We start from the raw sequence: 26,593 nt of genomic DNA, 5'->3' as shown, positions 1-26,593 counted from the left end.
GGGGTGGAACGTGGCACGACAGGACGGCAGGCAGGCCCGGCAGGGCTTCGGCCTCTTCGAACGCGAAGCCGCGCTCGACGCGGCCGAGGACGCGCTCGACCTGCTCACCGGCCTCGCCGACGAGCCTCCGGCCCCGCCCGTGACCGTCCCCGCCCCGCGCGACGCCCGCGTCATCCCCCTCCACGGCCGTACGGGCTCCGCCGAGCACCGCCCCGAGACCCCGGCCGCACGCGGCGGCGTCCTCGTCTACGCCGCACCCGCCGGACTCGGCAAGACCACCCTCCTCGCCGAGATCCGCCGCCGGGCCGGCGCCCGCGGCTGCACCGTCCTCTCCGCCCGCGGCGGCGACCAGGAGCAGCGCGTCGCCTTCCACGTCGCCCGCCAGCTCCTCCAGCCCCAGCTCGCCCACGCCTCCGACGCCGAACTCCGCGAACGGCTCGGCTCCTGGTACGACATCGTCGGCCCTGCCCTCGGCCTGCGCGCCGCCACCGCCGGCTCCCCGCCCGACCCCCAGGGCCTGCGCGACGGCCTCGACTGGGTCCTCACCCACCTCGCCGTCCGCCGCGCCCCGCTCGTCGTCGTCCTCGACGACGCCCACTGGGCCGACCCCGAGTCCCTGGGCTGGCTCGCCTCCTTCGCGCCGCGCGCCGAAGACCTCCCCATGCTCCTCGTCGTCGCCTACCGCCCCGACGAACTCCCCGACGAGGGCGCCGAATTCACCGGGCGGCGGTCCGGCCAGCGCCCGCACGGCCTGGCCCCGCTCACCCCTGAGGCCGTCGCCCAGCTCGTCCGGGACCGGATAGGGGCCCACGCGGACGACGCGTTCTGCCACGACTTCTGGACCGTCACCGCCGGCAACCCCTTCGAGACCGTCGAACTCGCCGCCAAGGTCCGCGACCGCGGCCTCGACCCCACCGCCGACGGCGCCCACGAGCTCCGCGACCTGGCCGCCGCCCTCAAGGGCAGCGGCCTCGTCCAGCGCCTCGAACGGCTCGGCACCGCCACCGTCCGGCTCGCCTGGGCCTGCGCCGTCCTCGGCACCGAGATCTCCCCGGCGCTCGCCGGAGCCCTCGCGGGCCTCGGCGACGAGGCCGTGGCCGACTGCGCCGAACGCCTCCGCGAGGCCCGCGTCCTCGCCGCCCCCGGCACCCCCGACGGCCCGCTCGAGTTCGTCCACCCGCTGATCGCCAGCGCCGTCTACCGCGCCATCCCGGACGCGATCCGGGTCGCCTTCCACGGCCAGGCCGCCTGGTGCGTCATCGACGCCGGGCTCGGCCCCGCCGCCGCGGCCCGCCACCTGCTGGAGACCCACCCGGAGGGCGACCCGTGGGTCGTCACCCAGCTCCGGGCCGCCGCCCGGGAGAACCTCCGGGCCGGCGCCCCCGACGCGGCCCGCCGCCACCTCGCCCGCGCCCTGCGGGAGCCTCCCGCCGCCGACGAGCGCGCCGCCGTCCTCTTCGAACTCGGCTGCGCCTCGCTCCTCACCGAGCCCGCCACCACCGTCAACCACCTGCGCGCCGCCCTGGAGGAGCCGATCGCCGACCCGGTCCTGCGCCAGGGCATCGTCTACCGCCTGTCGCAGGTCCTCGCCCACAGCGACCGGCTCGCCGAGGCGTCCGCCCTGCTGGAGGACGAGAGCCGCCGCACCACCGACGCCCGCAGCCGGCTCCGCATCCAGGCCGAGCGGTTCATGTGGGACGCCCTCCGGTCCGACGAGCCGGAGTCGCCGGCCCGCTCCCGCCGGCTGGCCGCCCTCGCCGACCGGCTCCCCGGCCGCGACCTCACCGAGCGGTACATCATCGGCCTGCGCGCCTGGGACGCCACCCTCCGCGCCGAACCCGCCACCGTCGCCCTCCGGCACGCCGAACGGGCCCTCGAAGGCGGCCTGAGCTGGTGCGACGAGAGCCGCGGCTTCGAGGTCCCGGTCCTCGTCGCCCTCATCCACCTCTACGCCGACCGGCCCGGGCGCGCCGAGGAGCTGTTCGCCGCGGGCACCGCCGAGTTCGAGAAGCAGGGCTGGCGCGGCGCCCACCTCTCCTTCGCGTACACCCTCCTGGGGTACATCCGCTTCCGCCGCGGCCGGCTCATGGAGGCCGAGGACTTCGTCCGCGCCGGCCTCCGCCTCGCCGAGCGCGTCGGCCCGCGCACCCCCGCGCTCTGGTACGCCACCGGCGTCATGATCGAGGTCCTGCTGGCCCGCGGCCGCACCGAGGAGGCCGAGCGGGTCGCCCGCGAGCACGACTTCGGCGAGCCGTTCCCCGCCACCGTCACCATCCCGGACTGCGAGACCGTCCACGCCGAACTGCTGCTGGCCACCGGCCGCGCCGAGGAGGCGTGCGCCGCGCTCGCCGACATCGGCCGCCGGCTCGAACCCCGCGGCAAGCGCAACCCGTCGTGCAGCCCCTGGCAGCTCTACCTGGCCCTCGCCGAGGCCGCCACCGGCTCCCCGGCCAAGGCCCTCACGACCGCGCAGGACGCCGTCGCCCGCGCCCGCCAGTACGGCGCGCCCTCCGCGATCGGCCAGGCGCTCCGCGTCACCGCCGAGGTGTCCGAGGGCCCCGAGCGGATCAAGCTCCTGGAGGAGTCCGTCGACTGGCTCGACCAGTCGCCTGCCGCGTACGAGCTGGCCCGCTCGCTCGTCGCCCTCGGCGCCGCCCTCCGCCGCACCGAGCGGCACGCCGAAGCCGCCGAGCACCTGTACCGGGGCCTGGAGACCGCCCAGGACTGCGGCGCCGACGGTCTCGTCGAGGAGGCCCGCGCCGAGCTGGCCGCCGCCGGGCTCCGCCCGCGCGCCCTGCACACCGCCGACGGCAACTCGCTCACCGCCCGTGAGCGGGCCGCCGCCCGCGCGAGCGTCCGCGGCCTCGACCCGGCCGCCGTCCTCGGCGTCGACCCCACGACCGCGGCCCGGCTGCTCTCCTCCGTCTACCGCAAGCTGGGCACCGACCGCTCCGGGCTCGCCGAGGCCCTGGGCGACCTCGGCGAGCGGGCGGCTCCGGAGGCGCCGGAGGAGACCGCCGGGGCGGCGGACCAGGGGGACTGAGGCCGCCGGCGCCGCCCGCGCGGCGCCGGAAGGACGGAGCCCGGCGCCGCACCGCGCGCCCGGGCACGTACCATGGCCGTATGTCCTTCCTCCGCCGCCGCAGCGCCACTCCCGCGGGTCCGGACTTCGACGTCCTGGCCATGGATCCGGGGGACTGGCCCGGCAATCTCGGCGCCGGTCTGCTGCCCGCTCCCGACGGTTCCTGCCAGGGCGTGTTCCTGCGCTACGACCTCTTCGGCGGCCGCGGCCCCGCGATGATCATCGGCAACCTCCCCGAGGGCTCCCCGGCCCGGGAGCTCGCCGAGGGCCAGATCCCCTTCGAGGTCGCCCAGCTCCTCGCCGCCCTCGAGAACGACGAGCCGGTCGAGGTGCTCGACACCGAGGACGTCCCCGTCATGCAGGGTGACAACCTCCTCATCGTGCGCCGCCTCAAGCTCTCCGAGAGCCGCATCTCCTGCGTCCAGTTCGACCGCAGCGACAACGTCCTGGTGACGATCGCCAGTTGGGACCGGCCGATCACCGACGACCTGTACGCGCTGCTCAAGCCGCTGCCCGCCGAACTGTTCCAGCAGGGCTGAGCGGGGGCGGGGGCCGATGAGCGCACGCGTCGACGCCTGGGTCTGGGCGGTCCGGCTCACCAAGACCCGCTCCCAGGCCGCGGCCGCCTGCCGGGCCGGGCACGTCAAGGTCAACGGCGAGCGGGCCAAACCCGCCCAGGCCGTGAAGCCCGGCGACGAGGTCCGGGTCTACGTGGCGGGCCGCGAGCGGATCGTCGAGGTCAAGGAACTGCTGACCAAGCGTGTCGGCCCGCCGGTGGCCGCCGAGGCGTACGTCGACAAGACCCCGCCCCCGCCGCCGCGCGAGCACGTCGCCCTCGCCGCCGTCCGCGACCGCGGCGCGGGCCGCCCCACCAAGCGCGAGCGCCGCGAACTCGACGAGCTGCGGGGCCGCCGCCCCTAGGCATGGCGGGAAACCCGAAGGGCCGCCCCGGAACGTCCGGGGCGGCCCTTCGCGGTCGCTCAGGCCGGTGCGCCGGCGAACGCGCTCGCCACCCGCGCCGCCGTGGTACCGAGCCCCTGCGGCACGGTCCAGTCCGGCGCAGGAGCGGTCGCCCTGGCGCGGGCGCGCAGCAGCGGGGTGCCGGCGCCCGCGTGCACGTCCCCGGCGCCGTAGCGCCGCACGCTGCGGTGCCAGTGCAGCACGCCCGCGAGCCAGTCCTCCAGCTCCCGCAGCCACGCCCCGAAGGCCGCCCTGCCGTCCGCGTCGAGCCCGAAGTGCGCGTACATCAGCGGTACTTCACGCTGCTTCAGGTGCTCGTACTGGCGCAGCCGGCCGCGCATCAGCTCGTGCACCATCCGGGCGGCGGTGTCCCGGTCGACGTCGAAGAACCGCTCCAGGACGAGCACGCCGTTGTGCAGCTCGCCCTCGGCCTCGACCTCCTTCTGGTACGAGAAGAGGTCGTTGACGAGCGCCCCGTAGTCCGCCACCGCGTTCTCCAGGGCGCGGACCGTGCCCGACCGGAACAGCTCGGCCGGCAGGGCGCCGTTCCGGCGCAGCCGGCTCATCAGCATGGTGAGTTCGGATCCGAAGGTGCTCCTGCGCATCTCCACGTAGTCGACGGGGTCGGGCACGCGGTGCTGTGCCTGGTTGTGCAGCTCCCACATCCAGCTCTCCAGCATCGCGTCGAGCGCCGTCCACAGCTCCGCGCGCGCCCCGGGCCGCATGGGGCCCGCGGTCCGGGCCCACACGTCGGCGAGGGACCGCTCCAGCGGGTTCACCGCGAACGCGGCGGCGGAGCCGGGGTCGTCGACCGGCAGGCACGCCCGCAGCCGCTCGGTCTGGGCCCGTGCTCCGGTCAGGTCGCGCTTCCGGCCGAAGACCAGGGGGTAGTAGTCGTCGGCGTAGGTGCCCCAGGTCAGCCAGAGGGTGCTGAGCTCCAGCTCCTCCAGGGTGGCGTCGGGGTCGAGGCCGGCCGAGCAGAGGGCGAGGTCGAAGCCCTCCATCAGAGGCCGGTCCCAGATGTCGTCCAGCAGCCCCATGGCCTGGGCCCAGTCCTCGGAGCGCCGCTTCGCCTCCTGGTGGTGCGGGCTGAGGGTCAGGGGATAGTGCAGGTCGAAGTCGGGCAGCGGCAGCGGGCCGACGGGCTGGTGGGGGGTGTGGGTGAGGCTGCGCAGCCGGGCCTCGCCGGACCGGCCGCCGAGCAGGCTGCGGATGTCCAGGACGGACATGCCGAGCGCGGGCGCGGGCGCGGCGCCGTCGAGCATGCCCTCGTTCATGTAGCGGCTGGAGCGCATGTGCCACTCGTGTCCGCCGGACTGCCAGTCCTGGAGCCCCTTGGTGTACGCGCCGACCGCCGCGATCTCCTGGGGGGTGAGGCGCTCCTGGACGGCGAGCGCGGGCACCTCGGTGAGGGCGGTGTTCTCGAACTGCTGGAGCCGTGAGGTCAGCAGGTCGTTGACGGCGTCGGCGGCCTCCTGGGTGGAGCAGCCGAGGAAGTGCTCCAGGACCAGCACGCCGTTGCTGTTCTCGCCCTCGTCCTCCACCTCGCGCTGGTACGAGAAGAGGTCGTTGCGCAGGTGGACGGCGTCCGAGAAGGTGTCGCGGAGCACCCGCAGCGGCCGGGAGCCGGCGATCCGGTCGGGGACCTCGGCCCCGGCGGCGTACTCCACGAGCCCGGCGGACCAGGGGGCGCCGCCGACCTTGCGGCGCATCTCGATGTACTCCAGCGGGTTGGCGATCCGGCCGTCGTTGATGTTGTCGAGCTCCCACAGGGACTCGTACAGCAGCGCCTCGGTGGCCTCGGCGAAGCGGCGCCGCCAGCCGTCGGACATGGCGGGGACGGTGCGCCGCCACAGGTCGGCGAGGCCGGCCTCCACGGGGTTGACCGGCTCGGGCATGCCGTGGCCGGGGTCGGCGGGCATGAAGGACGGCAGCCGGTCCAGGTACTCCTTGCTGCCCGCCCGGTCCTGGGTGCGCTTGAAGACCTCCAGGAAGTGGTCGTCGAAGAAGAAGACCCACGTGTACCAGTCGGTGACGAGGTTCAGCGCCTCCTCGCCGCAGTCGGGGTGGGTGTAGGCGCAGAGCAGCGCGTAGTCGTGCGCGTCGAGGTCGGCCGTCTCCCACACCCCGGAGCCCTCCAGCATGCCCATCGCACGGGCCCACTCCCGGGTGTGCGTCCGGGCCGCCTCCACGTGGGGGTTGAGGCGCGCCGGATACGGGACGTAGAAATCCGGCATGGCGAAGGGCTGAGGCATGTGCGGACGGGCCTTTCCGGGGGAAGGGTGCTGTTCCGGCCCAGCCTTACCCCTGCCCGGAGCGAGGAACCCCCCGTCGGCAATAGTCGTACGAACAGAGGAAAGGGCGGTGCGGGGGACGGACCCCGGCACCACCCCCCGCCTTTCGGCCAGAACGTCTCAGCCCCATGAAACCCGCACGTCAGCGGCCTTCACAAAGGCGATCCGATGGCCGAACTGGATCTGGTAGTACTCCTCCTGCCCGCGCACCACCCGGTGTCCGCTGCTGTCGAACACCGGTGCGTAGTAGTACTCGCCGGGCGTCTTGTGCCCCACCACGTACCGCTGCCCCGCGAGCAGCCGGTACGGCAGCGGCGAGACCGCCTGCACCGGCACCCCCGCCGGGTACGCCGACGCCTCCGGGTAGGCCCGCCCGTACACCGGCACCTCCGCCAGGCCCTCGCGTGGAGTCAGCACCAGTCCCCGCGCGTTCACCGCCGTCGGCCGCGCCTGCGGATTGTGGAACCACGCCTTCTGCCCCAGGTACCAGATCGCCGTCCAGTCGCCCCGGCGCTCCGCCACCGCGTAGCTCTGCCCCGTCGACGCCCGCGCCCCCGTGTCGTTGACGCCCGTCGTGGAGTCCTGCCCGCCCGGCCGCAGACCGATGTCCTTCACCAGCGGCGCGTCGGCGCTCGGCGCGGTGTGCAGGCGCACGGCCCCGCTGCCGTGCGGCGCGCACGCCTGCCCGGCGGCCGAACACCCCGTGTAGACCGGCTGGTTCTCCCCGTACGCCGGCCGGATCGTCACCACGCCCGCCGCCGGTCCCGCGCTCGGCGTCAGCGGCCGGCCGAGCAGCCGGAAGTAGTGCGCCCAGTCCCAGTACGGCCCCGGGTCCGTGTGCATGCCCCGGATCGTCGACGCCACCGTCCCCGGCACGTTGTCGTGCCCGATGACGTGCTGCCGGTCCAGCGGGATGTCGTACCGCTGCGCCAGGTACCGCACCAGCCGCGCCGAACTCCGGTACATCGCCTCCGTGTACCAGGAGTCCGGAGCCGTCAGGAACCCCTCGTGCTCCAGGCCCACGGACTTCGCGTTCACGTACCAGTTCCCGGCGTGCCAGCCCACGTCCTTCAGCGGCAGGTGCTGGGCCACGTGCCCGTCCGAGGAGCGCAGCGAGTACTGCCAGGAGACGTACGTCGGGTCCTGCACCAGCTTGAGGGTGACGTCCCAGGTCGCCTCCGTGTCGTGCACGACGATGTAGTCGATCGACTGGGAGACCGGCCGGTCCGCCTTGTCGTGGTTGCCGTAGTCGCCGTCGCCGAACTCCTCGTACGGCGCCGGGATCCACTCGCACGCCACCGTCGTCGGGCACTCCACCGGGCCCGGCTCCGGCGCCCGCAGTCCGAGCCCCGCGAGCTGGCCGGTCTCCGGCACCACCGCCGGAGCGGCCGCCAGCGCCACCCGCTGCCCGCTGTCCGTGACCCGCGCCTCGCCGGTCCGGATCACGTCGAAGACGTCGTTCGCGTACGCCGCCGCCGTGGCCGCGTCGTCGGCGCCCGAGTACCGGGCCACCGCCCCGTACCAGTCGCCCGGATCGGCGCTCGGCGCCAGCCCCGCCTCCCGCTGGGCCGCCGCGAGCAGCGCCGCGCCGCCCTCGATGTTCGCCGCCGTCGAGGTCCGCAGCTCCTCCGCCGGGATCCCGGAGAGCGCCGACGCCCGCTCCAGGGTCCGCAGGCGCGGCGGCAGCTGCTCCGGCGCGGGCGGCGGCGTGTGGGCGCCGGTGCGCGCGGGCCGCGCCGCGTCCCCGCGCGCGTCCTCGTCGCCGTCCGAGTGGTGCGGTACGGAACGGGCCAGCGCCGTCGCCGTGTCGGTGAGGTGCATCGGCCCGTAGCCGCCGGTCACGCTGGGCGCGCCGGCGTGCCCGTCCCAGCGCGACTGGAGGTACGACACCGCGAGCAGCACGCTCTGCGGCACGCCGTGGCGCTCGGCCGCCGCCGCGAACTGGCGCTGGAGCGAGTCCGCCACCGGCGCGTCGGCCCCGGCGGGCGGCGCGCCCGACAGCAGCGGCAGGAGCAGGGCGGCGGACGCGGCGACGGACAGCAGCCGCCCTCGGGACGACGCGGAACGGAGCAAGGCGGCCTCCAGGGGTGGGGGGTGACACGGGGGCGTGCGGGACCGAACCCGTACAGGGGTAGCCGCTCCCGGACCATCCGTCAATCACCCCTCACCGCAGGAGAGTTCCCACGTCAGCGCCGTTCCGGCGGCCCGGCGGGCCGACTTTCGCGGTGACGGCCCGCCCACCGGCGGCGCGTCGGTGGTCTCGACCAATCGCGCCCGGCGCGGGCGGCCGGGAACTCTCCCCGGAGACGGCGAAGCGCCGCACTCCCGGTGTGTCGGCACCGGGTGCGCGGCGCACCCCCGTGTCGCGGCCGGGACGTCAGCGCGTCCCGACCGCCGCGCGCACGGCCCGCCGTGCCATGGCGCAGTCGTCGTGCAGCCGCCTCAGCAGCAGCCGCTGTTCCTCCCCGGGGGCCAGCGCCCCCGACGGCACCGGCACCGTGCCCGCCGGAGGGGCCTCCTTGATGGTCCGCTGCACCGCCGTCTCGTACGTGCGGATCTCCCGCGTCAGCACGATCATCAGGTTCACCAGGAACGCGTCCCGGGCCGCCGGGCCCTGCTGCTGCGCCATCTGGCTGATCTGGCGGCGCGCCAGCGGCGCGTCACCGAGCACCGCCCACAGCGTCGCCAGGTCGTAGCCGGGCAGGTACCAGCCGGCGTGCTCCCAGTCGACCAGGACGGGCCCGGCGGGCGACAGGAGGATGTTGGAGAGCAGGGCGTCACCGTGGCAGAACTGCCCCATGCCCTGCCGCCCGCCCGCGTGCGCCAGGCCGTGCAGCAGCTTCTGGAGGTCGTCCCGGTCCCGGTCGGTGAAGAGACCCAGCTCGTGGTACCGGGCGATGCGCGCCCCGTAGTCCAGCGGCGCGTCGAAGGTCCCGGCCGGCGGACGCCAGGCGTTGAGCCGGGCGATCGCGCCGAGTGCCGCCCGCACGTCGGACCGCGGCGGGGCCTCCAGCGGGTGGCGCGAGAGCGCCGCCGCCCGTCCCGGCATCCGCTCGATCACCAGCGTGCAGTTGTCCGGGTCCGCGGCGATCAGCCGCGGCGCGCGCACCGGCGGACGGTGCCGCACGAAGGACCGGTAGGACGCTATCTCGTGCCGGAAGCGCTCCGCCCACGCCGGCGAGTGGTCCAGTAAACACTTCGCCACCGCCGTCGTGCGTCCGGTCGTCCCGACGATCAGGACCGACCGGCCGCTGCGCCGCAGCACCTGCACCGGGTTGAACTCCGGGCAGATCCGCTGCACCGAGGCGATGGCGACCTTCAGCTGCGCCCCCTGGGGGCCCGACAGGTCGATCCTGCCGCTCATCTGCGCGCCGGGTCCGGTACCGGTTCCGGCGGCCCGGGGGCGCGGCCGGACGCCCCGCGGCGCGGGGGCGAGGTACGGTCCGGCCCCGGCCGGCGCCAGGCGGGTCTGCGGCCGGGGCGGGGCGGACACGGAGGACGATGCTGTGTACATGGAGGTGACAGATCCCTTCGTGTGCCGACGAAAAGCGTGCGTCGCCCCCGCCCGCCCCCGGTCCGCACCCTGGGGAAAATGAGGGCCGGTCGACGGGGCGGGGTGGCGCATACCTACCTGACACCCGCGCACGGGTAGCGGAACACCGAGCGCACCCTGGCGAACCCTGGCGAATAGTCGCCAGCCCTATGACAGGGGGCTACTGTCAACTCAGCCGAGAACCTGGGGGCTTAGACGTGACAGGACAGACCAACACCCGCCTGGCGGACCTCTTCGGCCTCGCCGGCTGGTCCAAGGGCGAACTCGCGCGGCTGGTCAACCGGCAGGCGGCGGCCATGGGCCACCCCCAGCTGTCGACCGACACCTCGCGGGTGCGGCGCTGGATCGACAAGGGGGAGACCCCGCGCGATCCCGTTCCCCGGGTGCTGGCGGCCCTGTTCACCGAGCGACTCGGTCGTGTCGTGACCATCGAGGACCTCGGGTTCGTACGACGCGGGCGTGCCGGTACGCGGCAGGCCGTCAGGAGCACCGACGAGAACCCTGACGGCATGCCCTGGGCTCCCGACCGTACGGCTGCGGTCCTCACCGAATTCACGGGAATGGACCTCATGCTCAACCGACGCGGGCTGATGGGCGCGGGCATCGCGCTCACCGCCGGATCCGCACTCAACAGCTCCCTGCACGACTGGCTCAGGACGGAGCCCTCCCGCCCCGCCGCGGCTCCCCGCGCCACCGATCCCCTCCACGCCGACCCCGCCGGGTACGACCGCTACGAGGCCGCCCCCATCGGGTCGGAGGAGATCGAGGCACTGGAGCGCTCCGTGGAGGTCTTCCGCGCCTGGGACGCCTCCCGGGGCGGCGGCCTCCAGCGCAAGGCCGTGGTCGGCCAGCTCAACGAGGTCGGCGGCATGCTGGCGTACCGCCACGCCGAGCACCTCCAGCGCCGGCTGTGGGGCGTCGCCGCCAACCTGGCGGTCCTGGCCGGCTGGATGTCCCACGACGTGGGCCTGGAACCCACCGCCCAGCGGTACTTCGTCATCGCGGCGCACGCGGCCCGCGAGAGCGGCGACCGGCCCCGGGCCGGCGAGGCGCTGTCCCGCGCCGCCCGCCAGATGGTCCACCTCGGCCGCCCCGACGACGCCCTGGACCTGATGAACCTCGCCAAGTCCGGCGCGGGGGAGGAACTGCTGCCGCGCACCAAGGCGATGTTCCACACCATCGAGGCGTGGGCGCAGGCGTCGATGGGGCAGGGGCAGGCGATGCGCCGCACCCTCGGCGAGGCCGAGGACCTGTTCGTCTCGGACCGGAACGAGCAGACGCCCAGCTGGATGCAGAGCTTCGACGAGGCCGACATGCACGGCATGCAGGCGCTCGCCTACCGGACCCTCGCGGAGCACGACCCGGCGGCGGCGGTCACCGCCCAGCGCCACGCCCGGCTCGCCCTGGACCTGCGGCGCGACGGGCACAACCGCTCGAAGCTCTTCGACCACATCTCGATGGCGTCGGCCTGCTTCATCGCCGACGACCCGGAGCAGGCGGACCGCTACGCCCGGCTGGCCCTCATCTCGATGGGCGAGACCTCCTCGCACCGGACCTGGCACCGGCTGCGCGAGATGTACCGGCTCACCGGCCAGTACGCGGGCTACTCGAAGATCGAGGACCTGCGGGCCGAGCTGGAGGTCGAGCTGCCGCGGGCGCCGGAGACGCCGCGGCCGGGGACGGCCTGAGCACCGGTACGACCCCGGGCGGCGCGACGCGGACGGACGGACAGGGCCCCTCGGCCCGCGCTCCGGCCTGCCCGGCGTGCGGCACACCGTGCTCGCGGGGCCGCCGTGGTGCCGGGGTCAGGAACCGACGCGGACGACCATCACACAGGCGTCGTCCTCGCGTGCCTCGTCGCCGAACTCCTCCAGGACCGTCCGCAGGCACTCCTGCGCGTCCCGCGCCTCCGCCAGCCGGGGAGCGAGCGCGAGCAGTCGTGCCACGCCCGTGTCGTCGAGGACGTGGGCGCCCCGGGTCAGGCCGTCGGTGTGGAGGACGAGCACGTCGCCCGGCTGGAGCCGGGTCTCGGTCTCCTCGTACGCGGCCCCGCCGGTCGCGCCCAGGAGCACGCCCTCGGGGCGGCGCAGCGGGCGTCCCGTCCCGCCGCGGAACAGCAGCGGGGCGGGGTGGCCGGCCTGCGCCCAGACGAGCGTCCGCGCCGCCGGGTCGTAGCGGCAGCACAGGGCGCTGCCGAGGGCCGGCTGGCCGGAGCTCTCCAGGAGCTGGTTGAGGTGGCCCATCAGGGCGCCGGGCCGGATCCCGGCCACGGCCATGCCGCGCAGCGCGCCGAGCAGCATCGCCATGGAGGAGGTCGCGGCCACGCCGTGGCCGGTGAGGTCGCCGACGGTCAGCAGCGCGTCGCCGGCGGGCAGCGCGAGCGCGTCGTACCAGTCGCCGCCGATCAGATTGGCGGAGGCGGCCGGGAAGTAGTGGCCGGCGACGCCGACCGGGGCCGGCCCGTCGTGTGCGAAGCCGAGCGAGCCGCGCCACGGCGGGAGGACCGCCTCCTGGAGTTCGACGGCGACCCGGTGCTCGGTGCGCTCGATCTGCCGGCTCTGCTCCAGGCGGTCGCGGCTCTCGCGGAGGGCCCGCTCGCTGCGGCGCAGTTCGCTGACGTCCCTTAAGACGGCCCACATGGAGGCCGTGCAGCCGTCGGCGTCGAGGACCGGTTCGCCGGTCATGTGCACGGTGCGGCGCGTGGCGTCCGGGCGGACGATCCGGAACTCGCCGTCGATCGGCTTCCCGTCGATCAGGCAGTCGGTCACCATGCCCTGGAGGCGCGGCTGGTCGTCGGGCAGGACCACCGTCGGCATCTCGTCGAGCGACATAGGGCCCCGCTCGCGCGGGCGTCCGAAGATGTCGAAGAGTTCGTCGGACCAGCTCACCTCGTCGGTCAGCAGGTTCCACTCGGCGCTGCCGACGCGGGCGAGGAGCGAACCGGTGGCCGTGGGCGCCTCGCCGTAGGCGGCGCCGGCCTCGCTGGTGAACGAGCCGTCGAACAGCGGGCTGCCCCCGTCCGGCGCGGCGTCCTCCGGGGGCGCGTCCTTCGGGGCCGGGGGAGCCGCGGCCGGAGCGCCGTCGCGGAGCTGGCCGAACTGCGCGCGCAGGTCGTCGAGTTGATGCATCGCCAGGTCGCACAGCGCGCGCTGCCAGCGCTGCCGGGGATCGTCGTCGTGGGCAGCGGCGTCCCGGCGGACGGCGTCGACCTCACCGCGCAGACGACTCGTCTGCGAGATCAGCGCGTCCACGGCGCCCGGCTCCGGAGGCTGGGCGGAACGGTCCGCGAACAGAGGGGACGGCATGTCGTACTCCGATACAGGCGCGGCGCAGGCCCGGATGGTGACGGGTCCAGGAGACGACTGTGGCACAGGGGAGGAGCGCTCGTAAGGGGTTTGGCAACACTCGATCCGGTGGTGCTTCTGGCATATGCCAACGGCCCGGCCGTGAGCGGCCGCGACACCACGCGTTACGGTGCACGTGTGGTGAGCGACGAGGCGAACGGTACGGCGGGCGCGGTGGGTACGGACACGGGGGAGGCGGCGGCGGTGACTTCGGCCCCGGCCGGTACGGCGGTGCTGCTCGCGGCGGCGCCGGCCGGACGCGGCCGCACCATGGACGCGGCCTCCGTGCTGCCCGCGCTCGCGGCGGTCCCGCCCGGCGTCCTCACCGGCACGGCGACCGCGACGCTCGTCGAACTCGCCGACCCCGTCGACCCGCAGACCGTCCTCACCCGGCTGCGCGCCGCCGCGCAGAGCCCCGGCCCGCTCGTCGTCTTCCTCGCGGGCCAGCTCCACCTCGACCGCCGCCAGCAGCTGCCGCACCTGGCCCTGGCCCGCAGCACCTCGGCCGCGCTCCGCTACACGGCCCTGCCCTGGCATTGGCTCGCCGAGGCGGCCGCCGCCCGCCCGGCCGGGACCACGACGATCGTCGCCGACCTCGTCGCCGACCCGGCCGCCTGGGACCGCCTCGGCACCGCCCCCGACCTGCTCCGCCTGACCCCGTCGCCGACCCTCTACGCCCGCGTCACCCCGCCCCCGCGCCGCGGCGAACGCACCACCCCCGACTACCTCCGCGCCTGGGCCGACCAGTGGCGCGCCGGCACCCGCGCCCCCTTCCCGGCACTGCACACCGAGGCGGCGGCACGCACGGTGACGGTGGAGGCGCTGTTCCTGCCACGGCCGCAGGCGCAGACGCAGGGGCAGGGGCCGGAGCGGGTGGGCGAGTGGGGGAGCGGGGCCGGTCCGGCGCCCGTCCCGGTCGCCGTAGTCGTGCCGGTGCCCGCACCTGCGCCGCCCGCGCGCGCTCGGAGCCGCGTCGCCGCGTCCGCCGGGGAGCCCGGCCCCGTCCCGGTGCGCGCGGCCGTTCCCGTCCCGGCCGCCCCTCCCGTCCCGAACGGGGTGCCGCCGCTCCCGGCGGGGTACACGGCGGCGGCTCCGCCCGTACCGGCTCCGGCGGCGGAGGCCGCGCCGGCGCCCGAGCAGCAGCCCGGGAGCCCGCCGGGGGGACGTCCCACGGCCGTCCCCGAATCCGGCGGTGAGGGCGAAGAGAGCCCGGGCACCATGAAGTTGGCGCCGCCCCGTGGGCGGGAGGAGAAGGAGCCGGTGGTCCCTCCGATGCCCGAGGCTCCGCCCGTCGTGCCTCCGGCGGCGGCGGATCCACGGCGGGTCGGGTACGGCCGGGCCCCGGAGGCGGAGCCCGTACCGCACGATCCGCACCCCGCGATCCTGGCGGCCGCGATGGCCGGGCGGCACGCCGAGGCCGCCGAGATGGCCGCCGCGTGGGAGCGGGACGCGCTGCGGCGGTTCGGGCCGCGTTCGGCGGAGGCGGTGCACTGGATGGAGGTGCGGGCGGACCTCGCCCGGCTGGCGGGCGAGCCGGCCCGCAGCTGCGAGCTGTGGCTCGCGGTCGCCGAGGCGCGGCTCGGACTGCGCCAGAAGCCGGACGACCCGGACGTCGAAGGGGCGGTGGACCGGGCGCACCACCAGTGGGAGCAGATCACCGACCCGGCCCGCGGCCGTGCCCTCGCCCCCACCCTGCTGGCCCTCCGCCGCCGCGTCCCCGGCCGCCGTCCCGGCGCCCTGGAAGCCCTCCGCCGCCGCATGCACACCCGCTGACCCGGGCCCCCGGCCCGTCCGTCCTCCGCAGAAAGGTCCCCGTGACGTCGCTCGCCCGCGCCCAGCGGTCCCTCGCCGATCCGTCCGTGCGGCATCCGCTGTGGCCGCCGCTGACCGGCGGGTGTCCGGTGACGTCGACCGAGGAGGTGGCGTACCCGCTGGAGGTGGCGTACGACTACGACGCCGTGCCCGCGGACCTGTTCGACGGGCCGGCCGCGCACGGGCTGGAGCGGTGGGCGCCGCTGCTGCCGCCGCTCGCCGCGCCGGGGCTGGGCGAGGGGAACACGCCGCTGGTCGCGCTGGGGGACGGGGTGTGGGTGAAGGACGAGTCGCGGAACCCGACGTGGAGCCACAAGGACCGGCTGAACCGGGTGGCGGTGAGCGCCGCCGCGGCCTCCGGGGCGCGCGGGATCGTGGTGTCGTCGTCCGGCAACCACGGCGCGTCCGCCGCCGCCTACGCGGCCCGGGCGGGCCTGCCGTGCGCCGTCTTCACCTCGCCGTACGCGCCGCCCGCCGTCGCCTCCCACCTCCGGGCCTACGGCGCGGCCGTGCTGACCGTCCCGTACGAGGACGTGCGGCCCCTGATGCGGCGGATCACCGGCGAACTCGGCTACCAGGCGGTCAGCAGCGTCACGGACTCCGCGCACACCGGCCACCCGTTCGGCCCGGAGGGGTACAAGACGATCGCCTACGAGATCGCGCTCGCGCTCGGACGGGCGCCCGCCGCCGTCCATGTGCCTTGTGGTTACGGCGAGTTGCTGTTCGGGGTGGCGAAGGGCTTCGAGGAGCTGGCGCGGCTGGGCGTGACGGACGCCGTGCCCCGGATGTACGGCGTCGAGCCGGCCGCCGCGGGGGCCCTCACCGAGGCGCTGCGGTCCGGCCGCCCGGCCGCCCGCGTCCCCGTCGGGCCGACCGCCGCGTACGCCATCGACTGCGAGGTGAACGGCTACCGCGGCGTGCTCGCGATCCAGCGCACCGGTGGCGCCGCGCGGACTGTGACGGAGGGTCAGTTCGCCGCGGCGCGCGAGGAGTTGGCGGGTCAGGGCATCTGGTGCGAGGCGTCGGCCGCCGCCGGGCTCGCCGGGCTGCGCGCGCACGGGCCCGACCCGGCGGACGAGGACGGACCCGTCGTCTGCGTCGTCACCTCCAGCGGCTACAAGGACGTGGCCACGGGACGGGAGACGGCCCGGCCGATGGACGCCGGCTGGGACGCCGTACGGGCCCTGCTCACGGGCTGAGGCAGCCCGCGTACGACGTCACCGGGGCGCCGGGGCACCTCCGGGACCGGCCCGTGAGCCGGTGGGCGCCGGCGGCTGCGATGATGCAGAGCATGACCGCCTCCCCGTCCGCCGACCCGTCCGCGTCCCCGGAACCGTCGTCCCCGGAACCGTCGTCCCCGGAACCGTCGTCCCCGGAATCGTCGGCCCCGCTCCGTACCGAGCGGCTGGTGCTGCGGCCCGTGCGGCGGGCGGACGTGCCCGCCGTGACGCGGCTCTGGACCGATCCCGAGGTGCGGCGCCACCTCGGGGGGCCGGTCATCGCGTCGGTCGTGCGGATCCGGCAGCGGCGGATCGTCGGCGCGCCCGGCTGCCACGCCGTGGTGCGGGCCGAGGACGGCGTGCTGCTCGGGCTCGTCACCGTGGAGGAGGGCGGGCGCGGGGGCGAGACCGAGGTGTCGTACCAGTTCCTCCCCGAGCACTGGGGAAGCGGATACGCCCGGGAGGCGGTGGCGGCGGCCGTCGCCCGGGTCCTGGAGACCGCCCCGAGCGTCGTCGCCGTCACCCAGGAGGCCAACCACCGCTCCCGCCGCCTGCTGGAGGCCGTCGGCCTGGAGCCCGCCGGGTCGTTCGTGGAGTGGGACGCCCGCCAGATCCTGTACCGCCGCCGTGCCTGACCGGGCCGGCCACCAGGACCCCTACGCCGAGGAGCTGTGCACCGCATGACCTTCCTGGTGATCGGCGAGTGCGTCGCCGACATCGTCCGCGAACCCGGCGCCCCCGACGCCGTCCACCCCGGCGGCAGCCCCGCCAACGTCGCCTACGGGCTCGCCCGGCTCGGCCGGGACACCACCCTGCTCACGCAGCTCGCCGACGACGACGCCGGGCGGCTGATCGGCGGGCATCTCGCCGGTGCCGGGGTGCGGGTCGCGGTCGGCGGCGCCCCCGCCCGCACGCCGTCGGCGGTCGTCACCCTGGACGGGAGCGGCCGGGCCGCGTACGCCTTCGACATCGCCTGGACGCTGACCGCCGACGCGCCGCCGGCGACGCCCGGGCCGGTGCGGCACGTGCACCTCGGTTCGATCGCGGCCGTCACCGAACCGGGCGCGGGCAGCGTGCTGGCCCTCACCCGGCGGCTGCGGCCGGTGGCCACGGTCAGCTACGACCCGAACGTGCGGCCCGCGCTGATGGGGGAGCGCGGGGCGGCCGTGGGGCGGGTCGAGCGGTGCGTGGGCCTGGCCGACCTGGTGAAGGCGAGCGACGAGGACCTGGACTGGCTGTATCCGGGCGAGGCGCCGGAGGCGGTGGCGGCGCGCTGGCTGGCGCTCGGCCCCGTCGTCGTCCTCGTCACCCGGGGCGCCGCCGGGTCGCTGGCGGTCACCCGCGGCCACACGGTGACGGCCGCGGCGCCGCCCGTCGCCGTCGTCGACACGGTCGGCGCGGGCGACTCCTTCATGGCGGCCGTCCTGGACGCCCTCGCCGGCACCGACCGGCCCGGGCTCGCGGCGCTCGGTGCCGGTGACCTCGCCGGACTGCTGGCGAGGGCCGGGGCCGCGGCCCGCGTCACCGTCGGGCGGGCCGGGGCGCGGCTGCCGGACCGCGCGGAGCTGGAGGCCGCGCTCGCCGCCGGGTGACGGTCACGTCCGGGCGTGGCTGGTGATGTCCGCCGCGAACGCCTCGACCAGCTCCGGCGTCACCGTCGGGCGGGCGGCGGCGATCGCCGCCAGGTAGTCCGCCGTGCTCGCCCCCGGCGCGGCGGTCTCGGAGTCCCGGGCGCCGACGGCCAGCAGGTCCCGCTCGAAGGACGCCTGCGCGGCGACCCGGGCCGCGTGCTCGATGTCCGCCGGGGTGAACAGGTCGCTGGCGAGGACCAGTTCGTCGATGTCCACCTCCGGCCGGCCGTCGGTGTAGCGGGACCAGATCGCGGCCCGGGCGCCCTTGTCCGGCGTACCGATCGGGATCAGGTAGTCGAAGCGGCCCGGCCGCAGGAAGGCCGGGTCGAGGGAGCGGACCGAGTTGGTCGCGCACACCAGCAGCCGCTCGTCGCGCTCCCGGAAGCCGGGGATCAGCTTCAGCAGTTCGTTGGTGACGCCGTGCAGCCCGCCGGGCCCGGCCGGCTCGCTGCGGACCGGGGCGATCTCCTCGACCTCGTCGATGAAGACGAGCACCCGGTCCAGCTCCGCGATCCGTGCGAAGGCGGTGCGCAGCGCCGCCGCGAGGTTGCCGCCGTCGGCGAGGCGGGACGGCAGGATCTCCACGAACGGCCAGCCGAGCCGGGACGCGATCGCCCGCGCGAAGGTCGTCTTGCCGGTGCCGGGCGGGCCGAAGAGGCAGATCGCCCGGGGCGGGCGGACGCCGTGCCGGGCGGCCCGCTCCGGCTCGGCCAGCGGCAGCACGACCCGCCGCTCGATCAGGTCCTTCTCGCGCTCCATGCCGGCCACCTTCGCCCACAGGTCGCCCGGCAGCAGCCGGCCGCCGAGGTCGTCCAGCAGGCCGGCGGCGGGCCCGTGCAGCGGCTCGGTCTTCTCGAAGTACGCGACGGCGGGCTGGCGCGTGTAACCGGCGTTCAGCAGCCCCTCGCCGACCAGTTCCTCCTCCGGCAGGACGTACGCGATCCGGCCCACCCGCGCGGCGACCAGCTTGCGCTCCAGCTCCACCAGGAGGGCGCTGGCCAGGCCCCGGCCGCGCCAGGCGGAGGCGATCGCGATCCGCATCACCCAGGCCCGCTCGCCGGAGACGCAGGCGAGTGCCGCCCCGATCGGCACGCCCTGGTGGACGGCGACGACGGCCGGCTGCCGGGAGGTGAGGGCGCCGATGCACTCGGCGAGGGAGAAGACGGACTCCTGGCCGAGTTCGGCCGTGGTGTCGATCAGATGGACGACGGCGGCGAGATCGCTCTCGCGGTAGTCGTGGATGTGCCAGTTCACCGGTGGTACCGCCCCTCGTGTGCTCTCGTTGCGGCGAGGCTAGGCGGGGGCGGGGCGGCGGGGCCTGCGCCATCCTGCACAAGGCGGGGCGGCGAAACGCGCCGCTTCGTCACTGGGCGTTTCGGGTGCGGGACGTTTCCGTCACGGCGGGCGCTGTGGGTGCGGCGAGGGCGCGGTGTGTGCGCGTGGCGTGCGGACGGCGGCGGTCCGGGGACCGCCGCCGTCGCGGGAGAGGGGGAGGGGGGAGAGGCGGGTGCCTCACCTCTTGCGCTTGCTCATCAGCAGTCCGCCCGCGGTGAGGGCGAACAGGCAGACGCACGCGCCGGCGATGACGTTGCTGAGCACCATGCCGGTGTCGGGGTTCCGGGTGACGACCCACGGGGCGACGATCGTCCAGGCGCCGAGCAGCAGGACGACGAAGTTGAGGTCCTGGGAGCGCTCGGGGGCCATCGAGGTGCACAGGCCGAGGACCGCGAGCGCGATGCCGACGACCAGGTTGGTGATGGCCAGTTCCGGCCTGGCGGCCGCGAAGTGGACCGTGTACGCGGAGACCGCGATCCATACTCCGGCGAGGATCACGAGCTCCTCGACGGCGGCCACCCCTCTGGTCTGGAGGATCTGCGCGTAGCGATCGCGCATCTCCGTCGCGTCGGGGTGTCCCGAGATGTCACCGGGACGGTGAGAGACGTCGGCCATGTGACTCGCCTCCTTGCTGGCGTGCTGCGTGTCGGACCGCGCTCGCGGCACGGGGCCGCAGTCCCATTGTGCTCTTATATGTTCCTTATGTGAAGCGGGGACGAGAGCGGTCGCCCGCCCCGGCGTAGGCTGGGAGAGGACTCGGGGACCCGCGCACCGCCGGGAGGCGGAGACGATGACCGGCATCGTACGAAGAAGCTTCGACTCAGCGGACGAGACCCGCCCCTTCGAGGGCGGCAAGGGCAGGCTCGACCTGCTCGACACCGAGCGCGGCGCGGTCGGCCGCGCCGTCTTCGAACCCGGCTGGAAGTGGTCCGAGCACGTGAAGCCGCTGGCCGGGACGGACAGTTGCCAGGCGTCGCACGTGGGCTACGTGGTCAGCGGACGCCTCCACGTCGTCATGGACTCCGGCGAGGAGGGCGAATTCGGCCCCGGCGACTTCATGGAGGTCACCCCCGGTCACGACGCCTGGGTCGTCGGCGACGAGGCGTGCGTCGCCCTCGACTGGGTCGGCTTCGCCGACTACGCCAAGTCGTCCTGACCCGGAGGCCGTCGCCCGCCGCGTCCCGGTCGGCCGGCGGCGGCGTCCAGCACCTCGTCCAGCGTCGTCGCCGCCATGATCAGCGAGAGATGGGTGAACGCCTGGGGGAAGTTGCCCAGTTGCTCACCGGACGGGCCGATCTCCTCGGCGAACAGGCCGACGTGATTGGCGTACGTGAGCATCTTCTCGAACGAGAAGCGGGCCTGCCGCACCCGGCCGGCCCGCGCCAGCGCGTCCACGTACAGGAAGGTGCACAGGCTGAACGTGCCCTCGGCGCCCCGCAGTCCGTCCGGCGCGGCACCGGGGTCGTACCGGTGCACCAGGCTGTCGCGGACCAGGGCCTCCTCGATCGCGTCGAGGGTGCTCAGCCACCGCGGGTCCGTCGGGCTCAGCAGGCCCGTGCGGGGGATCAGCAGGAGGGCGGCGTCCAGCACGTCCCCGCCGAAGTACTGGGTCAGGGCGCCGCGCCGGTCGCTCCAGCCGCGCCGCATCACCTGCGCGAAGATCTCGTCCCGCGCCGCCCGCCAGGTGTCCAGGGCCGCCGGGCGCCCGAACTCCTCCGCCAGCCGCAGGCCCCGGTCGAAGGCCACCCAGGACATCACCCGGCTGAAGGTGAAGTCCTTCCGGCCGCCCCGGGTCTCCCAGATGCCCTCGTCGGGCGCGTCCCAGGAGTCCGCGAGCCAGTCGAGCATCCCCGACACCGCCCGCCACCCGTCGTAGGTCGGCAGCACGTCCCGGCCGGCGCCCTGCGCCAGCGCGTACATCGCCTCGCCGAAGACGTCGAGCTGCAGCTGGTCCGCCGCCGCGTTCCCGACCCGCACCGGCGCCGAACCCCGGTAGCCCTCGAACTCCGCCAGGACCTCCTCCGGCAGCCGCGGATCCCCGTCCACCCGGTACATGATCTGCAGCGGCCGTCCGCCCGCCGGGCCCGCCGACCGCTCGGCGACCCGCGCCGTCAGCCAGTCCGTGAACGCCGCGGCCTCCTCCGCGAACCCCAGGTCGAGCAGGGCTCGCACGGCCAGCGAACCGTCCCGCACCCAGGTGTAGCGGTAGTCCCAGTTCCGCTCGCCGCCCACCAGCTCCGGCAGGCCCAGCGTCGGCGCCGCGATCGGCGCGCCCGTCGGCAGGTACGTCAGCAGCTTCAGCGTGATCGCCGACCGGTGCACCATGTCCGGCCAGCGGCCGCGGTACCGCGCGGTGCGCACCCACCGCTGCCAGAAGTCCACCGCGTCCCACAGCGCCGCCTCCACCTCCCGCACGTCCGGCAGCGGCGGCGGCGCGGCCCCGGGGCCGTCCACGGTGAACGACGCGCCCGCGATCCCGCCCTCGGCCAGCCGCAGCCGGCCCCGCACGTCGGACGGCCCGTCCGGCTCCAGCGGTACGTTCGTCTGGAGGAAGCCCGCCATCGCCGCCGCGCGGAAGGACGCCGTACGGCCGTCGATCCGGGTCTCGTGCGGGGTCCGCCCGAAGCCGAACCGCGGCCGGCACTCCAGGGTGAACGTGACGCTGCCGCGCGTGCACCGCATCACCCGCATCAGGGTGTGCCGGTCCGTGACCCGGCCGGTCCGGTCCGGCGGCATCCAGTCCATCAGCTCGCCGACCCCGTCCGGCGACATGAACCGGGTCACGAGCATGGCCGTGTCCGGGTAGTACAGCTGCTTGACCGTCACGTCCGGGCCGTCGACGGAGAGCCGGAAGTAGCCGCCCCGGTCGTGGTCCAGGAGCGCCGAGAACACCCCGGGAGAGTCGAAGCGGGGCGCCGCGAACCAGTCGACGACGCCCTCGTCGGAGATGAGCGCGGCGGTCTGCAGATCGCCCACCAGACCGTGCTCGGCGATGAGCGGATAGCGCTTCATCACTCCACTATCCGCGAACGGGCCCGGGGCTGCCTCCGGCGGCGGATCCCGCGGGCGGGAGACGGTGAGCGGGGGACGGCGAGCCCACCGCGCCGGGCGGCGGCGGACCCGCGCGCCGGCGGGGGCGGGCGCCCGGCCGGCGAAAAGCGGCGGACACCATGCCCCCGACCAGGCAGAATGCCGCCATGATCCAGGACGACGGGCGCACGACGGTGCCCACCTCCGGGGCGGACGAGCGGGCCACGCTCTGCGCCATGCTCCAGTTCCAGCGCGACACCCTCGCGCTCAAGTGCTCGGGGCTCACCCCGGAGCAGCTGAAGGAACGGGCCGTGCCGCCGTCCGGGCTGTCGCTGCTCGGCCTGGTGCGGCACGCCGCCGAGGTCGAGCGCGGCTGGTTCCGGAACGTGCTGGCCGGCGAGGACAGCCGCAGCCCCTGGACCCCGCCCGGCTCCACCGACTGGGCCGACTTCGACGTCGAGGACGCCGACGCCGAGGCCGACTTCGCCGTGTGGCGGGCCGAGTGCGCCCGCTCCCGCGCCGTCGTGGACGCGGCCGGCTCGCTGGACGCCACCGGCCGCCTCGGGGACGAGACGTACTCCGTCCGCTTCGTCCTCGCCCACATGATCGAGGAGTACGCCCGCCACAACGGCCACGCGGACCTCCTCCGCGAACGCATCGACGGCACGACCGGAGAGTGACCCCCGCCATGACGACCGCCGCGCACCCCGACGTCACCGAGGCCATCCGGCGCGAACGCCTGCTCCACGACCCGGCCGTCCGGATGTCCCCGGCGCAGGGCGAGGAGCTGCTGGACCCCGCGTTCACGGAGGTCGGCGCCTCGGGCCGGCTCTGGACGCGCGCCGACATGCTCGCCGCGCTCGCCGGGCTGCACGGCGGCGAGGACGGGCCGCCGATCGTCGCCACCGCCTTCGCGGGCACGGTCCTCGCCCCGGGGCTCGTCCACCTCACCTACGAGACCGCCATCGACGGCCGGCGCGCCCGGCGTTCGTCGGTGTGGCGCCGCGACGCCACCGGCTCCCTGAGGCTCTTCTACCACCAGGCGACGCCGGTACCGGAAGCGCCCGGCCGGGCGTAGGGGACCGCCGCACCGCTCAGGCGTAGGCGTCCGTCACGCAGTCCGCCGCGCAGCCGTACCGCCGGAAGCCCCGGCGCAGCGCGGCGGCGGCGTGCTCCCGCTCGACGTGCTCGAGCCCGTACCGCTCCCGGGCCAGCCGCTCCACGGCGGACACCGTGACGATCGCCGGCTCGCCCTCGCCGGCGGCGCGCCGGGCGGCCACGATCGCCTGCTCCACGGCCCGTTCCAGGTCCCGGACGTACGCCGCGTGGGCCATCCGGCCGGCCCGGCGGGCGGCGAAGGGGCGCACGGCCCGCCCCTTCCACACGAGACCCGCCACGACCAGGGCGACCCCCGGCCCCAGCAGGAACACACCGCCCACGACCTGCTCGGCGGTCCACCCCATGCGCCGTCGCCTCCCCCTTCGGCCGCCCCTGACCGGCTGTCGATCGACCGGCTGTCGATTCCTCGGGGGAAGACGCCGGGCCGGGGGTGTCGGTTCAGGGGGTGCCGCTTCTGTGTGCGTGGGGGCGGCGGGTTCGAGCGGGCCCCTTCCGTTCAGGCCTGCACCAGGTCCCCGTGCCGGTGGACGACCCGCCAGGCGCCGTCCTCGCGCCGGTACGTCTGGGTGGCGCGCAGCGTGTAGGTGCGGGCCTCGCCGTCGACCGACGCCGCGACGTGCTCGAAGCAGGCGGTGTAGGCGGCGTCGCCGACGACGTCGTGGCTGAGCACCTCGATGCGGTAGGACGTGCAGGCGGAGAAGCGCTTGGCGAGCGCCGTGAACACGCGGTCCACGTCCTCCCGGCCGAGCGCGTTGTACCAGGCGCCCAAGACGCTCACCGGCTCGCGCCGCGACCACAGCGCCCGGCGCGGCTCGGGGTCCCCGTCGTGGAGCGCCCGCTCGGCGGCCTGGAGATCGGTCCTGACCCACGTCAGGAAGTCGTCCCGGTCGGTCATGCCTTCATCATGCCCCCGGCGCGCCGCCCGCCGCACCCGCTGGGGCCGTCGCGTTCCCGGCGGTCACGCACGCTGCTGACTCGTGTAAGTGACTCGTGTCACCTCTGGCCCTTCCTCCCTTGACGCCGCAGGTCGCGGCTCAGACGCTGGCCCCGACGACACCCCGCCCGCCTCCGTCCCGCGCCACCCAGGAGCCGCCCCATGACCGCCCCCCGCCCCCTCGTCGCCACCACCCGCGGGCCTGTCCGCGGCGAGCGCCGCGCCGACGGCACGTACCGCTTCCTCGGCATCCCGTACGCCAAGCCGCCCGTCGGCGACCTCCGCTTCGCCGCCCCGGAGCCGCCCGAGCCCTGGACCGAGCCGCTGGACGCCACCGCGTACGGCCCGACCGCCCAGCGCCGCCCCTTCGCCGAGGTCACCACCATCCCCGAGCCCAGCGTCCCGGGCGCCGGCGTCCTCAACCTCAACGTCTTCACGCCCGACACCGTCCCGGCCGAGGGCCTGCCCGTCCTCGTCTGGATCCACGGCGGCGGGTACGTCGCCGGCTCCGCCGCGAGCCCCTGGTACGACGGCGCCGCCTTCAACCGCGACGGCGTCGTCCTCGTCTCCGTCGGCTACCGGCTCGGCATCGAGGGCTTCCTGCACCTGGAGGACGCCCCCGACAACCGCGGCGTCCGCGACTGGATCGCCGCCCTCACCTGGGTCCGCGACAACATCGCCGCCTTCGGCGGCGACCCCGGCAAGGTGACGATCGCCGGCCAGTCCGCCGGCGGCGGCGCCGTCCTCACCCTGCTCGCCACCCCCTCCGCCGAGGGCCTGTTCCGCGGCGCGATCTCCGTCTCCGGCGCCCTCCTGCGCCCCGACGGCCCCGCGACCGCCCGCGCCGCCGCCCGCCTGTTCACGGAGCGCACCGGCGTCCCCGCCACCGCCGCCGCCCTGCGCGACCTGAGCGACGACGACCTCCTCGCCCTCCAGGACCGCCTCGCCGAGGACGGACCCGACCGCGCGGGGCTGCCCCCGATGCTGGCGCTCGCCCCCTTCGCGGACGGCGACCTCGTCCCCGTACCGGCCGCCGACGCCCTCACCGCCGGTGACGCGGGCGCCGCGGTCCCGCTGCTGCTCGGCTTCACCGCCGACGAGTTCTCGGCGGTCCCCGGCCCCGGCGACGCAGGGCCGCCGCTGCCGGTCCTCCTCGGCGCGCTGGGCCTCGACCCGGCGCGCACCGGCGCGTTCGCCGCCGCGTACCCGGACGTGCCGGAGGGCGGCCTCTTCGGGCAGGCGCTCACCGACGTCATGTTCCGGGCCCCGAACCTGGCCGTCGCCGACGCCCGCGCCGCCCGCGAACGCCCCACCTGGCTCTACCAGTTCGGCTGGCGCTCACCGGTCCTCGGGATCGCCGCGCACTGCCTGGACCTGCCGTTCGCCTTCGACCTCCTCGACGCCGAAGGGGTCGCCGAGGCCGCGGGCGACACCCCGCCGCAGGCCCTCGCCGACGCCGTGCACCGCGCCTGGGTCGCGTTCGTCAGGGACCAGGACCCGGGCGCCGACTGGCCCCGCTACGCCCCCGACACCCGCGCCACCCAGGTCTGGGACAGCGAGAGCCGGGTCGAGAGCGACCCGGTCCGGCAGGTCCGCGACCTCTGGCTGACCTGACGACCTCTGGTTCACCTGACGTGCGCGCCGACCTGACGCGCGCGCCGGTTTCCCGCAGCCCCCAGCCCCCAGCCCCCGGTCAGCCCTCGAAGCCGACCGTGCCGTCCGGCAGGACCGCCTCGACCCGTGCGCCGTGCTCGACGGTGCGGCTCACCGTGCAGAACTTCTCGTGCGTGAGCCGCACCCCGCGCGCGAACACCTCGGCCGCCTTCGGGTTCGAGTCCGGCAGGTCGAACTCGTAACTCACCCGGATCCGGCCGATCCTGCCGTCGTCCTCCGGCGCCGACACCGACTCGACCACGATCCGCAGGTCGTCGTGGTCCACCGCCCGCGCCGTCCGGTCGATCACCAGACCGCCGCAGCCGCCCATCGCCGCCAGCAGCAGTTCCACCGGCGTGAACGACGGCTGCGCGCCGTCGTCGTCGGCCGCCGCCATCAGCACCTCGGCCCCCCGCTCGTTGCGGGCGGTCCACCGCCGGTATCCGGTACGGACGGTCTCGACGCGGTAATCGGCCATGGGCGCTGCTCCTCGGGCTCGTTCGGATGCCTGCCCCGTACGCTACGGCGCCCGGCCCGCGCCGCCGCACCCGACCGGGCCGCCAGCGTGCCGCGTCCGCCGCCGCCCGCTCCCGCACGACCCGCCCCCAGGCCACGGCCGCCGCGCC

General features: G+C 75.6%; 22 protein-coding genes. 12 read left to right on the top strand and 10 right to left on the bottom strand.

What is annotated here, in order from left to right:
- The first annotated feature begins 10 nt into the window (after positions 1–10).
- From ACFVQZ_RS02600 to ACFVQZ_RS02590, 3 genes are all read left to right on the top strand, one after another.
- Positions 11–3,043, top strand: a complete 3,033-nt coding sequence (locus ACFVQZ_RS02600) for an ATP-binding protein (RefSeq protein ID WP_051787849.1) — start codon at positions 11–13, stop codon at positions 3,041–3,043.
- 80 nt (positions 3,044–3,123) lie between these two features.
- Positions 3,124–3,621: a hypothetical protein gene (locus tag ACFVQZ_RS02595; protein WP_030494979.1), complete on the top strand. Its 498-nt coding sequence runs from the start codon at positions 3,124–3,126 to the stop codon at positions 3,619–3,621.
- Positions 3,622–3,637: 16 nt separating this feature from the next.
- On the top strand, positions 3,638–4,003 hold the full coding sequence (locus ACFVQZ_RS02590; protein WP_030494978.1) for an RNA-binding S4 domain-containing protein: 366 nt from the start codon (positions 3,638–3,640) through the stop codon (positions 4,001–4,003).
- Positions 4,004–4,062: 59 nt separating this feature from the next.
- On the opposite strand, the gene ACFVQZ_RS02585 is transcribed toward ACFVQZ_RS02590, so the two are convergent.
- The 3 genes from ACFVQZ_RS02585 to ACFVQZ_RS02575 form a co-directional block, all read right to left on the bottom strand.
- Positions 4,063–6,297: a germacradienol/geosmin synthase gene (locus ACFVQZ_RS02585; RefSeq protein ID WP_383619020.1), complete on the bottom strand. Its 2,235-nt coding sequence runs from the start codon at positions 6,295–6,297 to the stop codon at positions 4,063–4,065.
- A gap of 159 nt (positions 6,298–6,456) precedes the next feature.
- A complete protein-coding gene (locus ACFVQZ_RS02580) occupies positions 6,457–8,409 on the bottom strand; it encodes an N-acetylmuramoyl-L-alanine amidase (protein WP_383619018.1) in 1,953 nt (650 codons plus the stop codon).
- Between the two features lie 304 nt (positions 8,410–8,713).
- Positions 8,714–9,850 (bottom strand): aminoglycoside phosphotransferase family protein, encoded by a 1,137-nt coding sequence (locus ACFVQZ_RS02575; protein WP_383619016.1) that lies wholly within the window; start codon positions 9,848–9,850, stop codon positions 8,714–8,716.
- A 236-nt stretch (positions 9,851–10,086) separates the two neighbouring features.
- Between ACFVQZ_RS02575 and ACFVQZ_RS02570 the strand changes: the two genes are divergently transcribed.
- Complete coding sequence (locus ACFVQZ_RS02570) at positions 10,087–11,577, top strand: hypothetical protein (RefSeq protein ID WP_383619014.1); 1,491 nt, start codon at positions 10,087–10,089, stop codon at positions 11,575–11,577.
- A 117-nt stretch (positions 11,578–11,694) separates the two neighbouring features.
- Here the strand turns inward: ACFVQZ_RS02570 and ACFVQZ_RS02565 are convergent, their stop codons facing one another.
- Positions 11,695–13,194: a PP2C family protein-serine/threonine phosphatase gene (locus ACFVQZ_RS02565; RefSeq protein ID WP_383619012.1), complete on the bottom strand. Its 1,500-nt coding sequence runs from the start codon at positions 13,192–13,194 to the stop codon at positions 11,695–11,697.
- Positions 13,195–13,371: 177 nt separating this feature from the next.
- On the opposite strand from ACFVQZ_RS02565, the gene ACFVQZ_RS02560 reads away from it, so the two are divergent.
- The 4 genes from ACFVQZ_RS02560 (at position 13,372) to ACFVQZ_RS02545 (ending at position 17,857) form a co-directional block, all read left to right on the top strand.
- Complete coding sequence (locus tag ACFVQZ_RS02560; protein WP_383619010.1) at positions 13,372–15,006, top strand: hypothetical protein; 1,635 nt, start codon at positions 13,372–13,374, stop codon at positions 15,004–15,006.
- A 41-nt stretch (positions 15,007–15,047) separates the two neighbouring features.
- Positions 15,048–16,244, top strand: a complete 1,197-nt coding sequence (locus ACFVQZ_RS02555; RefSeq protein ID WP_383619008.1) for a pyridoxal-phosphate dependent enzyme — start codon at positions 15,048–15,050, stop codon at positions 16,242–16,244.
- Positions 16,245–16,336: 92 nt separating this feature from the next.
- The gene (locus tag ACFVQZ_RS02550; RefSeq protein WP_051787845.1) at positions 16,337–16,900 is read left to right on the top strand and encodes a GNAT family N-acetyltransferase; all 564 of its coding nucleotides are present in this window, start codon (positions 16,337–16,339) and stop codon (positions 16,898–16,900) included.
- Positions 16,901–16,945: 45 nt separating this feature from the next.
- Positions 16,946–17,857, top strand: coding sequence for a carbohydrate kinase (locus ACFVQZ_RS02545; RefSeq protein WP_383619005.1), 912 nt, complete (start codon positions 16,946–16,948; stop codon positions 17,855–17,857).
- 3 nt (positions 17,858–17,860) lie between these two features.
- Here ACFVQZ_RS02545 and ACFVQZ_RS02540 read toward each other — a convergent pair whose 3' ends face one another.
- Both ACFVQZ_RS02540 and ACFVQZ_RS02535 read right to left on the bottom strand, forming a co-directional pair.
- A complete protein-coding gene (locus tag ACFVQZ_RS02540; protein ID WP_383619003.1) occupies positions 17,861–19,150 on the bottom strand; it encodes an ATP-binding protein in 1,290 nt (429 codons plus the stop codon).
- A 258-nt stretch (positions 19,151–19,408) separates the two neighbouring features.
- Positions 19,409–19,846, bottom strand: coding sequence for an SPW repeat protein (locus ACFVQZ_RS02535; protein WP_030494967.1), 438 nt, complete (start codon positions 19,844–19,846; stop codon positions 19,409–19,411).
- A gap of 175 nt (positions 19,847–20,021) precedes the next feature.
- Here ACFVQZ_RS02535 and ACFVQZ_RS02530 point away from each other — a divergent pair, with 175 nt between their 5' ends.
- Positions 20,022–20,387: a cupin domain-containing protein gene (locus tag ACFVQZ_RS02530; RefSeq protein ID WP_383619001.1), complete on the top strand. Its 366-nt coding sequence runs from the start codon at positions 20,022–20,024 to the stop codon at positions 20,385–20,387.
- Here the strand turns inward: ACFVQZ_RS02530 and ACFVQZ_RS02525 are convergent.
- Positions 20,369–22,243 carry a glycoside hydrolase family 15 protein gene (locus ACFVQZ_RS02525; protein ID WP_383618999.1) on the bottom strand — a complete coding sequence of 625 codons (1,875 nt, stop codon included), beginning with the start codon at positions 22,241–22,243 and terminating at the stop codon, positions 20,369–20,371. The two genes, ACFVQZ_RS02530 and ACFVQZ_RS02525, sit on opposite strands and share 19 nt — an antisense overlap.
- 185 nt (positions 22,244–22,428) lie before the next feature.
- Between ACFVQZ_RS02525 and ACFVQZ_RS02520 the strand changes: the two genes are divergently transcribed.
- Entirely contained in the window at positions 22,429–22,941 is a 513-nt protein-coding gene (locus tag ACFVQZ_RS02520) for a DinB family protein (protein ID WP_030494964.1), read from the top strand.
- A gap of 8 nt (positions 22,942–22,949) precedes the next feature.
- Positions 22,950–23,339, top strand: coding sequence for a DUF4440 domain-containing protein (locus ACFVQZ_RS02515; RefSeq protein ID WP_030494963.1), 390 nt, complete (start codon positions 22,950–22,952; stop codon positions 23,337–23,339).
- 16 nt (positions 23,340–23,355) lie between these two features.
- Here the strand turns inward: ACFVQZ_RS02515 and ACFVQZ_RS02510 are convergent, their stop codons facing one another.
- Both ACFVQZ_RS02510 and ACFVQZ_RS02505 read right to left on the bottom strand, forming a co-directional pair.
- The gene (locus tag ACFVQZ_RS02510) at positions 23,356–23,724 is read right to left on the bottom strand and encodes a hypothetical protein (RefSeq protein WP_030494962.1); all 369 of its coding nucleotides are present in this window, start codon (positions 23,722–23,724) and stop codon (positions 23,356–23,358) included.
- A gap of 152 nt (positions 23,725–23,876) precedes the next feature.
- On the bottom strand, positions 23,877–24,275 hold the full coding sequence (locus ACFVQZ_RS02505; protein ID WP_030494961.1) for a nuclear transport factor 2 family protein: 399 nt from the start codon (positions 24,273–24,275) through the stop codon (positions 23,877–23,879).
- 201 nt (positions 24,276–24,476) lie between these two features.
- On the opposite strand from ACFVQZ_RS02505, the gene ACFVQZ_RS02500 reads away from it, so the two are divergent.
- Entirely contained in the window at positions 24,477–25,928 is a 1,452-nt protein-coding gene (locus tag ACFVQZ_RS02500) for a carboxylesterase/lipase family protein (RefSeq protein ID WP_383618996.1), read from the top strand.
- Positions 25,929–26,007: 79 nt separating this feature from the next.
- On the opposite strand, the gene ACFVQZ_RS02495 is transcribed toward ACFVQZ_RS02500, so the two are convergent.
- Positions 26,008–26,445: an OsmC family protein gene (locus ACFVQZ_RS02495; RefSeq protein ID WP_030494959.1), complete on the bottom strand. Its 438-nt coding sequence runs from the start codon at positions 26,443–26,445 to the stop codon at positions 26,008–26,010.
- Between the last annotated feature and the right edge of the window lie 148 nt (positions 26,446–26,593).

The organism is Streptomyces sp. NPDC057854, assembly GCF_042797055.1.
Taxonomy (GTDB): domain Bacteria; phylum Actinomycetota; class Actinomycetes; order Streptomycetales; family Streptomycetaceae; genus Streptomyces.
The sequence above is the reverse complement of the archived record's forward strand: the minus strand, read 5'-3'. Positions and strand labels throughout refer to the sequence as shown.

Coding starts and splice junctions, on each gene's coding strand:
- ACFVQZ_RS02510 (WP_030494962.1), bottom strand. CDS start 23,724: ATGGGGTGGACCGCCGAGCAGGTCGTGGGCGGTGTGTTCCTGCTGGGG.
- ACFVQZ_RS02590 (WP_030494978.1), top strand. CDS start 3,638: ATGAGCGCACGCGTCGACGCCTGGGTCTGGGCGGTCCGGCTCACCAAG.
- ACFVQZ_RS02550 (WP_051787845.1), top strand. CDS start 16,337: ATGACCGCCTCCCCGTCCGCCGACCCGTCCGCGTCCCCGGAACCGTCG.
- ACFVQZ_RS02505 (WP_030494961.1), bottom strand. CDS start 24,275: ATGACCGACCGGGACGACTTCCTGACGTGGGTCAGGACCGATCTCCAG.
- ACFVQZ_RS02520 (WP_030494964.1), top strand. CDS start 22,429: ATGATCCAGGACGACGGGCGCACGACGGTGCCCACCTCCGGGGCGGAC.
- ACFVQZ_RS02575 (WP_383619016.1), bottom strand. CDS start 9,850: ATGTACACAGCATCGTCCTCCGTGTCCGCCCCGCCCCGGCCGCAGACC.
- ACFVQZ_RS02495 (WP_030494959.1), bottom strand. CDS start 26,445: ATGGCCGATTACCGCGTCGAGACCGTCCGTACCGGATACCGGCGGTGG.
- ACFVQZ_RS02535 (WP_030494967.1), bottom strand. CDS start 19,846: ATGGCCGACGTCTCTCACCGTCCCGGTGACATCTCGGGACACCCCGAC.
- ACFVQZ_RS02500 (WP_383618996.1), top strand. CDS start 24,477: ATGACCGCCCCCCGCCCCCTCGTCGCCACCACCCGCGGGCCTGTCCGC.
- ACFVQZ_RS02515 (WP_030494963.1), top strand. CDS start 22,950: ATGACGACCGCCGCGCACCCCGACGTCACCGAGGCCATCCGGCGCGAA.
- ACFVQZ_RS02595 (WP_030494979.1), top strand. CDS start 3,124: ATGTCCTTCCTCCGCCGCCGCAGCGCCACTCCCGCGGGTCCGGACTTC.
- ACFVQZ_RS02585 (WP_383619020.1), bottom strand. CDS start 6,297: ATGCCTCAGCCCTTCGCCATGCCGGATTTCTACGTCCCGTATCCGGCG.
- ACFVQZ_RS02565 (WP_383619012.1), bottom strand. CDS start 13,194: ATGCCGTCCCCTCTGTTCGCGGACCGTTCCGCCCAGCCTCCGGAGCCG.
- ACFVQZ_RS02545 (WP_383619005.1), top strand. CDS start 16,946: ATGACCTTCCTGGTGATCGGCGAGTGCGTCGCCGACATCGTCCGCGAA.
- ACFVQZ_RS02530 (WP_383619001.1), top strand. CDS start 20,022: ATGACCGGCATCGTACGAAGAAGCTTCGACTCAGCGGACGAGACCCGC.
- ACFVQZ_RS02525 (WP_383618999.1), bottom strand. CDS start 22,243: ATGAAGCGCTATCCGCTCATCGCCGAGCACGGTCTGGTGGGCGATCTG.